The following is a 9962-nucleotide window of genomic DNA, read 5'->3' on the forward strand; positions in this document are numbered from 1 at the left end:
TGACCTAGAACGACCAGTTAAAAGGAGTGACCGCACCGGTGACCACGACAGTATCAATGCCGCAATTGGGTGAAAGCGTAACCGAAGGCACGGTAACCCGTTGGCTTAAGCAAGTTGGCGATTCCGTTAACGCCGACGAACCATTACTTGAAGTGTCGACCGACAAAGTTGATACCGAGATCCCCTCTCCAGTTTCAGGCGTTCTGCTTGAAATCATTGCGGGCGAAGATGCCGTAGTTCTTGTTGGCGGAGCGCTTGCTGTGATTGGTGAAACAGGTGCTGCTGCCACGCCTTCGACCCCAGTTGCTGAACCTGTTAATGCTGAACCTGTTGCGCAACCGCTCGTCGTTGAAATTGCAGCACCAGCGCCAACAGTCGCGGCTGTGCCGGCAGGATCAGGCAGCAATGTTCCAGTGGTCCTTCCTGCTCTTGGTGAAAGTGTCACCGAAGGCACAGTTACTCGTTGGCTAAAGCAGATCGGCGACAAAGTTGCCGTTGATGAAGCGCTACTTGAAGTTTCAACCGACAAAGTTGATACTGAGATTCCATCACCAGTTGAAGGTGTGCTGTTAGAAATCACCGTTGCCGAAGATGGTGTGGCTCAAGTAGGTGGCCAACTCGGGGTCATTGGTTCACTGGCACCAACTAGTGCCGCGCCGGCAGTACCTACCGCGAGTGCGCCAACACCTGCCCCTATTGCTACTCCAGCTCCTGCTCCTATTGCCACTCCAGCTCCTGTTACTAGTTCGGCAGATTTAGCCACAGCAAATGCTGGTGCTTATGCAACTCCACTTGTTCGCCGACTTGCTGCTGAACGCGGTGTTGATTTATCAACCGTGGTTGGCACTGGCGTAGGTGGGCGAATTCGTAAAGAAGATGTGCTCGCTACTAACCCGACGCAGATTCCGGTTGCCCAGATAGTCGATCGGCCAGTGGCTTCTACACCTGCTCCGGTGGCAGCAACCAGTGCGACACCAACTTCCAATGCACCAGCAGCGCCTGCAGTCAAGGTGCCAACGGGCGCGGAACTTCGTGGGAACACAGTGCCGATGACACGCCTACGCAAAGTGATTGCTGAACGCATGGTGGAATCTCTTCAGGTTTCAGCTCAGCTAACTTCCGTGGTAGAAGTTGATGTAACTCGCATTGCTGCACTTCGTAATCGCTCAAAGAATGCCTTCTTTGAGCGTGAAGGTGTAAAGCTGAGCTTCTTGCCCTTCTTTGCTAAGGCAGCTTGCGAAGCGTTGAAAACTTTCCCGGTTGTCAATGCAACTATTGACCAAGCTGCGGGCACAGTAACTTACTTTGATGCCGAGCACTTAGGCATTGCAGTTGATACCGAACGTGGTTTATTAGTTCCAGTAATTCACAATGCAGGTGACCTAAACATCGGTGGCTTGTCGCGCAAGATAGCCGACTTAGCCGAGCGCACTCGGACCAACAAACTTTCGCCAGATGAACTTAGCGGTGGCACATTCACGCTGACCAATACTGGTAGCCGTGGAGCATTGTTCGATACACCTATCCTGAATCAACCTCAGGTGGCTATCTTGGGCACCGGCGCAGTTGTGAAACGGCCAGTCGTAGTAACTGACGAGAATGGTCAGGATGTCATTAGTATCCGTCAGATGGTTTACTTGGCGCTCACATATGATCATCGCTTAGTTGATGGCGCGGATGCAGCTCGATTCCTCAGCGCCATGAAGGCTCGTCTAGAAGAAGGAGCATTTGAAGCCGATTTAGGTTTGTAAGTTCTCTCCTGCGTTTAGAGCGGTTTCGGTTACGGCCGGAACCGCTCTTTTCTTTACCGCCAGGTCGCATAACCCAAGCAAACACGGCAGAGTAGAACTATGCGTATCGCGATTGCTGGCTCTAGTGGGCTCATTGGCACAGTTTTGGTTGAATCCCTTCGAGCAGATGGGCATGAGGTCCTACGCCTAGTTCGGCGACCAGTTTCGGCCAGTTCGGAAGTGAGCTGGAACCCAGCATTGGGTGAAATCGACTCGTCAGCCCTTGTCGGTGTCGAGGCAATCATCAATCTTGCTGGCGCTGGAGTTGGCGATCATCGCTGGACAAAAAAGTACAAGAACGCAATTTTGCAATCTCGAGTCCAGTCAACCGAGACAATTGCCAAAGTTGCTGCTCAGCTTAAGCCAGCGGTGTTAATTAATGGCAGTGCCATTGGCTGGTACGGCGACACCGGCACAAATAAAGTTGATGAATCAGCCCCTAACGCAATGGGCTTTCTTCCTGATGTAGTCAGGCAATGGGAAGCGGCAACCAAACCAGCTGCGGATGCCGGTGTGCGAGTTGTGCTTGCCCGCACTGGATTAGTCATGTCACCAAAGGGTGGGGCTTGGTCACGAATGTTGCCACTTTTCAAATTTGGTCTAGGCGGCAAACTTGGTTCTGGCAAACAATTTTGGTCGTTCATTTCGATTGCCGATGAAGTAGCGGCGCTAAAGTTCCTGCTCACCAATGAGCAACTGAGTGGACCTGTCAATCTAACAGCGCCAACACCAGCAACAAATACTCAAATCACAAAGGCTCTCGGCAAAGTCCTGCGCAGACCGACCTTATTTTCCGTGCCGGCCATTGCGTTGAAATTAGTACTGGGCGAGTTCTCGCAAGAAGTATTGGGGAGCAATCGGGTGTTGCCCAAGAAACTACTTGCCGCGGGTTTCACCTTTGCGCACCCGGATATTGAATCGGCAACGCGTACACTACTTTCATAATGTCTGAACACAGCCTGCCCAAATCATGCGACGTTGTGGTTGTTGGTGCTGGACTTGCTGGACTAACGGCCGCTCGGGCGCTCACTATAGCTGGCCGCTCAGTAGTTGTTCTAGAAGCCAGTGACGATATTGGTGGTCGAGTCCGGACAGATGTGGTTGACGGATTGCAGTTAGATCGGGGTTTCCAGCTCTATAACCCTAGCTATGTTGAAGGCACCCACATTCTTGACCTAAATGCGCTAGAACTCCAGCCGTTAACTGCAGGCTTGATTGTCTCAATTGATGGTCGGAACTACCGCATGGGCAATCCTCGCCACGAACCAACTTGGGCCGTTGATTCGATGCTGGCGCCAGTTGGCAAAATTCGTGACAAGCTCAAGTTTGCAAAGTACGCCGCAAAAATTGGGCTTGCAGATGAAAAATCAGATTCCATTGATCAACGCACTGAAGCCTTTCTAAATTTTAAATTTGGCCGTGACTTAACAAATAAGTTGCTTCGCCCATTTTTAGCCGGCGTGTTTTTAGATGATGAACTCGCTACATCTAAGCGATTCTTGGACATTGTGCTTCGCAGTTTTGTAGCTGGGGTGCCCAGTGTTCCTAAATACGGAATGCAGGAGATTCCGCGCCAGTTAGCAGCGCAACTTCAGGCCAATACGGTCTTTTGCGATGTTGAAGTAACAGCAGTAGCCCCGCGTAAAGTGATTACACATCAAGGTCAGATTGACTGTCGGGCGGTAATAATTGCCACCGATGCGCACTCAGCAAATAAATTTGTACCGACGATTAAAGTGCCCAAGATGAATAGTGTGACAACTTGGTATCACTTGGCTGATTGTTTGCCTGCCGATTTAACCAACGGGGCTGGAACTTTGGTAGTTGATGGCAGGCGCTACGACAAGCATGCGGCCGATCCAAAACGGCCAGTAGTAAACACCGTTGCGCTAAGTAATGCTGCGCCAAGCTATGCCTCAGACGGTCGAGTTTTGGTTTCGACTTCGACACTGGCGCTTGATTCCAACGCGGAGGCAGAATTGGCTGTGCGGTCACACTTGGCAACTCTGTATGGGATTCCAACCGCTGGTTGGAAATCAGTGGCTGCCTATCCGATAGCCAATGCCCTACCAGCAATGCTTCCACCACATGTGGTTAAGCAAACAGCGCGAATTGTTGATGGCTTGTATGTTGCGGGAGATTACCGAGCGGTGTCGTCAATTAACGGTGCGTTCGCAAGTGGGCGCCGCGCTGCCGAAGCTTTACTGATTGATGGCTTGTAACCAGTCTTGCTACTAAGAAGTAACTAAATTCGCCCTAGTTCCAGAGTAGTTTCCACAACTTCAACGCCGACCTTTTCTAGGCGATAAGCACGGGCTGTGGTGTCTGCTGTGTCAGCGACAACTTCGAACGGATCCTCGTTTTCGTAAACTACTGCCACATGATCATCAGTTGCGAAAGACACTGGAAGCGAGCCGTCCTTAACGATTGACTGCAACAGCGGGCGACGTTGTGCTTCGCTGTCGTAATGCACGCCATTTCCAAACGGAATCAAGCCAAGTGCGTTGTTAACAACTTCAAGCTTTGGTCCGAAAGAATCCGTTGGGCCCCCAACATGCCAGCAAATAGATCCGGCACTAACTCCACCTAGTACAGTTCCCGCTTCCCAGGCATCGCGCAGAGCAACATCAACACCATGTAAACGCCAAACAGCAAGCAGGTTAGCGACTGAGCCGCCACCAACCCACACGAGGTCTGCTTTGCCAATTGCTTCCTCAACTGGCCGAGTTGGCTGAGTGAAAAGTGCCAAATGGTCAACATCCACTGATGCATCAGACATTGCTTGGTAACTGCGGGCAATGTACGAAGAATCATCCCCGCTAGCAGTCATCATGAACAGAACCCGCGGACGAGTCTTGCCGGTAAGTTCCAGAGCCCGATTCATGATGCCACCTGGCTTCATGACTCCCCAACGATCAGTAGTGACGAAGCCACCACTTGAGGCGACTATGTACTTGTTTGTCATGCGTTCACACTTTCTGGTGCAATTCCGCTTCCACCTTGCAAATCGCCAATAGTTTGTTTGGAAAGTTTGCTTGGCCACCAAGTGAAGTTATTCATTTCGTAAGCCAAAGCCGGCACAAGCAGGCTTCGCACAATGATTGTGTCGAGCAGCACACCAAATGCCACCGCAAAACCAATCTCAGCCAGGATCACAAGCGGCAGAGTTCCCAATACTGCGAAAGTCGCTGCTAGGACTATTCCCGCAGATGTGATGACTCCACCGGTAACCGTTACACCTTTGATGATGCCGGCGCGAGTACCAATCTTTAAGGCTTCTTCACGCACCCGAGTCATCAGGAATATGTTGTAGTCGATGCCAAGTGCTACCAAGAAAATGAAGGTATACAGCGGGAATGCCCCGTCCGTTCCTTTGAATCCAAAAATGTACTTGAACACCAAGTGGCAGATTCCGAGTGTTGCGCCAAAGGAGAGCACAGTGGTTGCTACCAGCATGAGCGGAGCAATTAAGCTACGCAGCAAGAATGCCAGGATGATGCCAATCACCAGCAACGCAATTGGAACAATTACTCGCAAGTCACGCGCCTCAGCGGCCGAGATGTCGTAGTTTGTTGCTGTAGTTCCGCCAACCAGTCCAGTCGGACTTATGCCGTGCACAATGTCGCGAATACCAGGGATTAAAGCTTTGGCATCTTTTGAGTCCGCAGGCTTTACCAAAGTGACTTCCAGTTGCGTCAAACCATCAACGATTTTTGGAATCGGCCGAATGCCAACAAGTCCTTCAGGCCCACCAGCAGCTTCCAGTGCGCCAGCCATTGCAGCCGCATCAAGTGTTGGCGTAACCGAAGCAACACCCTGGGTCTTCTCAAGTGCAGCAGTCACCTTCTTGGCATCCTGTACTGGCACAATCACCAAAGTTGGGTCACCAGCGCCAGCTGGGAAATGTTCTGCAAGCTTGGCTATACCAACCACTGAATCTGGCTTGCCCGTAAATGCGTCGGTTTGAGAAAGTCCTGCCCCGCCAATTTGAGTTGCGAATGCCGTTGCGATCAACAGGAACAAACTACTTGCAACCCAAGTACGGCGTGGCTTACGGCCGACAGCGCCGGCAATGCGCGACCAAATACCTGATAGGCGTTCATCGGTATCGTCATGCTTTGGCACCTTTGGCCAGAAGATCCAACGTGGGGCAAGTACTAGCAGCGCGGGAAGCAACGTGAGCATTACTACCTGCGCTGAGAATATGCCAAGTGCTGCCACTGGCCCAAGTGAGCGCACACTCTTTAGCAAGGAAAGTGAAAGCACCATCAAACCAAAAATTACGGTTAAGCCTGATGCCACTATCGGCTCAACAACTCCTCGCCAAGCTTTCTTCATGGCTATCACTTTGCTGTCGTAGTGATGCAGTTCTTCTCGATAACGCGCAATCATCAACAGCGCGTAATCGGTCGCTGCACCAATTGTTAGAACATCCAAAATGCCTTGCGACTGGCCATCAAGATCAATGACACCGTCTTTGGCCAGCAGATAGACCATGCCACCAGCCACTGTCAGTGCTATGAGTGAACCGAAAAGCGGAAGTACCCAAAGGATTGGTGAGCGATATACAAAAATAAGAATCAGCGCAACAACAATCAAGGTTGTTCTGAGCAAGTTGGTGTCAATTGAGCCAAAACTGTCGAATAAGTCGGCCAAGATGCCACCAATACCGGTTACATGCGATTCAAAATTTGGCACTTCACTGGCGGCAATGCGGAGCTCTTTAACAATCGCGCCAAGTGCTGGTTTTTCGTTCTCTAGCGGGATGGCAATCTTTTTGTTATCTAGCGGTATGGAAAGGATTACCGCTTTTCCATCCTTTGACGGAATAGGCATTAGTTTGCTGTTAGCTGCTAGATAGTCACCGATGGTTTTACCACCTGAGTCAGCAACTGGCCTAGAGACAATAGTCTGGGCGAACCCAGCAATTTTTTCTACATTAGTTGGATCTGCTTTGCCTGAGAACAACACAAGCGCTGGCAGGATCGAAGAATCTTTCTGGTCGCTGAACTGGACCGAGAAAGTGCCCGCTTTGGTGGACTCGGCACTAGCCGGCAGGAAGTTGGAATTATCGTTCTTCTGAACACTGCTTAGTTTGCCGAATAGCGGTCCAGTAGCGCCGCTTATCCCTAGCCAAGCCACTAGTACGAAAACTGATGCGATTACGAATTTGTTTCGTGATCGCTTAGTAATTTCCTTCGGTTTTTCCGTTGAATCTGGTCCGAGATCGATTGACACGTTTAGGTCCTTTGGTTGATAGGGCGCCGTTGCCTTGCCTGTCTAAATTACCGCTTTTTAGCAACTATTGCCTGTCGGCATAGGCTAAAGGAGTGAGTTTACTAATCCGGCCCCTTAAATTAGGTGAGAGCCTGATTGACTACCAGCAAGCCTGGGATTTGCAACGAAAGATTCACGCCTCGGTGGTCGCTGGTGAAGTTCCTGATCAGGTTTTGTTACTAGAACATGCATCCGTTTACACCGCGGGCCGGCGGACCGAGCTTGGCGATCGCCCGATTGATGGCACGCCCGTCGTTGATGTAGACCGGGGTGGCAAAATCACTTGGCACGGTCCAGGTCAGCTAGTTGGATATCCGATTGTCCATTTACCGAGTCCGATGGACGTGGTTTCACATGTTCGTCGGCTTGAAGAAGTGCTTATTGGGGTTTGCACAGATTTCGGTTTAGAAACTTCTCGAATTAAAGGTAGGAGCGGCGTCTGGGTGGCTGATGAAAGAGGTGAGCGAAAGCTGGCTGCCATCGGGGTTCGGGTAGCGCAGGGCGTCACCATGCATGGCTTTGCCTTGAACTGTTCAAATGAATTAGTCGAGTTCAGCAAGATAGTGCCTTGTGGCATATCGGATGCCGGGGTGAGCACACTTTCAATTGAACTTGGACGCTCGGTAACCCCGCTGCAGATACTTGGCCCCATAAGCAAGCATTTAGATCAGGTCTTTGATGACGTAACTGCCCCGAAGCCCGCGCCGGTGACCGCGTAAGATTGACCTGTGACCGACTCGTCAAAACCAAACCCGCCTCGCCTTCTTCGCATTGAGGCGCGCAATGCGCTTACTCCAATTGAGCGCAAACCCGAGTGGATTAAGACGCGGGTCAAGACTGGTCCTGAATACACCGAAATCTTGAGTCTGGTAAAGCGCGAAGGATTACACACCGTTTGCCAAGAAGCCGGCTGCCCAAACATTTTTGAGTGTTGGGAAGATCGCGAAGCGACCTTCCTGATTGGTGGCGACCAATGCACACGCCGATGTGACTTCTGTCAGATTGATACTGGCAAGCCAAAGGAACTGGACCGAGATGAACCACGACGAGTTGCAGAATCGGTGGCAAAGATGCAACTTCGCTATGCGACCATAACTGGTGTAACTCGTGACGATCTTGAAGATCAGGGCGCTTGGTTGTATGCCGAAACCATTCGCGCAGTGCATCATGCAGTCCCTGGTATCAAGGTCGAAATGTTAGCTCCAGATTTTGACGCCAAGCCTGAGCTGCTCACTGAAGTTTTCGAATCCCGCCCTGAAGTCTTTGCCCACAATCTCGAAACTGTGCCACGAATCTTTAAGCGAATTCGCCCGGGATTCCGATATGAACGCTCGCTTGCGGTGATTACTGCTGCTCGAGACTTTGGATTGGTTACCAAGAGCAATCTAATTCTGGGCATGGGCGAAACCATTAACGAAGTCAAAGAGACTCTGCACGACCTGGTTGGAGCCGGATGTGAGCTAGTTACGATTACTCAATACTTGCGACCATCACTTCGTCATCACCCAGTCGAACGATGGGTAAAGCCCGAAGAATTTGTCATGTTACAAGAATTTGCCGAATCTATCGGTTTTGTTGGGGTCATGAGCGGACCGCTAGTTCGCTCGTCCTACCGAGCTGGCCGACTTTATGAGCAAGCAATCGCCGCTCGTTCCACTACTAACCTCTAAGGTTGAACTATGTCTAATCGCCAGCCAGAACCGGAAAAGCAAAAATGGCACCAGCAACTTCGGGAGACTTACTCGATTGCTAGTGACTATGTGTCATTTCTAGGCCTGAAACTCCTGCTCATTTTCGTTGCAGTATTTGGAATCTTTTTCGGTATCGGTGTGGTCACTGGAACCATGGCATTCTTTACTATTTTGGCCGTGGGCCTTGCGTTGCTATGTACACTGCTAGTCTTCGGGCGCATTGCTGAGCGGGCTATTTATGCCTCGGTTGAAGGTCAGCTAGGGGCTGCTGCCTCGGTATTGCAGAGTTTGAGTCCGCGAACTGGCTTCACTTCAACCCCAACAGTGGGCTTTGACAAGATGCAAAACTTGGTGCATCGAGTTATCGGTCGGCCGGGAGTAATTTTGGTTGGGGAAGGTCCGCGTCCGCAACAGTTGTTGACGGAGCAAAAGAAGTTGCACGCTCGGTTCGCACCTGGTGTGCCAATTCATGAAATTGTGGTTGGCGAAAACGGTGTCACACTCCGCCAATTGCGAAAAGAGCTAAAGAAATTCCCGAAAGCACTGAAACCAGCAGCCACTACTGAACTGCGTCGTCGGTTCACAGCATTACCGGCAAATCAAATTCCGATTCCAAAAGGTCCAATGCCAACACGCGGCAAAATCCCGCGCCGATAATTGCTCGATAACTGCGTTAGCGAGTCCGGACAACCACAGTTCCGAGCAGGCGATCGTGCAATCCTCGGGTATCGCGATCCCAAACTGCGGCTGGGATTACCGTAAAAATCATTGCGGTGCGGGCTAAAATCCGAAGGACATCGACCCGGCTCAGATCTAGCGTTGTGACTTGCATTCCCAGGACTCGCTGGCCAAACGATGATCCAGTCAGGGTTGTCAGAACAATTATCTGGCTGAACAAAATTGCCAAGGTAAGTAGTCGAAATTCATTGCTGAGCATCTCAATATCGGGTGCGACCAGATGGGCAACCGCCCAACAGGCGAAATAATCAAGGAAGAATGCCGCTATCCTGCGCCCCACACCAGCGATGGAACCTGGCCCAAATTCGGGCAATCCTAGGCGATTTTCTGGCTCCATAGGGTGTCAGCCTACTTTGATTTTGGGTGATTGTCCTGACTGGAATCCTCGTAACATTGGCGAAACAGAGCAGGGCTAACCTTAAACCAGCACGCTCGAACCAGCCAGGCAATCAATCTGCAGATTGAT

At 51.0% G+C, this 9962-nt stretch carries 9 protein-coding genes; 6 read left to right on the plus strand and 3 right to left on the minus strand.

Annotated features, from left to right (window positions below; genetic code table 11):
* Positions 1–38: 38 nt before the first annotated feature.
* The 3 genes from sucB (at position 39) to EBS36_06115 (ending at position 4012) form a co-directional block, all read left to right on the plus strand.
* The gene (sucB, locus tag EBS36_06105) at positions 39–1751 is read left to right on the plus strand and encodes a 2-oxoglutarate dehydrogenase, E2 component, dihydrolipoamide succinyltransferase (protein NBU32724.1); all 1713 of its coding nucleotides are present in this window, start codon (positions 39–41) and stop codon (positions 1749–1751) included.
* A gap of 99 nt (positions 1752–1850) precedes the next feature.
* Positions 1851–2735, plus strand: coding sequence for a TIGR01777 family protein (locus tag EBS36_06110; GenBank protein ID NBU32725.1), 885 nt, complete (start codon positions 1851–1853; stop codon positions 2733–2735).
* A complete protein-coding gene (locus tag EBS36_06115) occupies positions 2735–4012 on the plus strand; it encodes an FAD-dependent oxidoreductase (protein NBU32726.1) in 1278 nt (425 codons plus the stop codon). Before EBS36_06110 ends, EBS36_06115 begins: the two co-directional genes overlap by 1 nt.
* 23 nt (positions 4013–4035) lie before the next feature.
* Here the strand turns inward: EBS36_06115 and EBS36_06120 are convergent, their stop codons facing one another.
* Together EBS36_06120 and EBS36_06125 are read right to left on the minus strand one after the other, a co-directional pair.
* Positions 4036–4755 (minus strand): peptidase E, encoded by a 720-nt coding sequence (locus EBS36_06120; GenBank protein ID NBU32727.1) that lies wholly within the window; start codon positions 4753–4755, stop codon positions 4036–4038.
* Entirely contained in the window at positions 4752–6983 is a 2232-nt protein-coding gene (locus EBS36_06125; protein NBU32728.1) for an MMPL family transporter, read from the minus strand. Before EBS36_06125 ends, EBS36_06120 begins: the two co-directional genes overlap by 4 nt.
* A gap of 137 nt (positions 6984–7120) precedes the next feature.
* Between EBS36_06125 and lipB the strand changes: the two genes are divergently transcribed.
* From lipB to EBS36_06140, 3 genes are read left to right on the plus strand one after another with little or no spacing between them, the layout of a single operon-like run.
* Positions 7121–7786 (plus strand): lipoyl(octanoyl) transferase LipB, encoded by a 666-nt coding sequence (gene lipB, locus EBS36_06130; GenBank protein ID NBU32729.1) that lies wholly within the window; start codon positions 7121–7123, stop codon positions 7784–7786.
* Between the two features lie 9 nt (positions 7787–7795).
* Positions 7796–8737, plus strand: a complete 942-nt coding sequence (lipA, locus tag EBS36_06135; GenBank protein NBU32730.1) for a lipoyl synthase — start codon at positions 7796–7798, stop codon at positions 8735–8737.
* A 9-nt stretch (positions 8738–8746) separates the two neighbouring features.
* The gene (locus EBS36_06140) at positions 8747–9415 is read left to right on the plus strand and encodes a DUF4191 family protein (GenBank protein NBU32731.1); all 669 of its coding nucleotides are present in this window, start codon (positions 8747–8749) and stop codon (positions 9413–9415) included.
* A gap of 16 nt (positions 9416–9431) precedes the next feature.
* On the opposite strand, the gene EBS36_06145 is transcribed toward EBS36_06140, so the two are convergent.
* Complete coding sequence (locus EBS36_06145) at positions 9432–9833, minus strand: RDD family protein (protein NBU32732.1); 402 nt, start codon at positions 9831–9833, stop codon at positions 9432–9434.
* Positions 9834–9962: the final 129 nt, after the last annotated feature.

Source organism: Actinomycetota bacterium (assembly GCA_009923495.1).
Lineage (GTDB): Bacteria > Actinomycetota > Actinomycetes > S36-B12 > UBA5976 > UBA5976.

Coding starts and splice junctions, on each gene's coding strand:
- EBS36_06110 (NBU32725.1), top strand. CDS start 1,851: ATGCGTATCGCGATTGCTGGCTCTAGTGGGCTCATTGGCACAGTTTTG.
- EBS36_06115 (NBU32726.1), top strand. CDS start 2,735: ATGTCTGAACACAGCCTGCCCAAATCATGCGACGTTGTGGTTGTTGGT.
- EBS36_06120 (NBU32727.1), bottom strand. CDS start 4,755: ATGACAAACAAGTACATAGTCGCCTCAAGTGGTGGCTTCGTCACTACT.
- EBS36_06140 (NBU32731.1), top strand. CDS start 8,747: ATGTCTAATCGCCAGCCAGAACCGGAAAAGCAAAAATGGCACCAGCAA.
- EBS36_06145 (NBU32732.1), bottom strand. CDS start 9,833: ATGGAGCCAGAAAATCGCCTAGGATTGCCCGAATTTGGGCCAGGTTCC.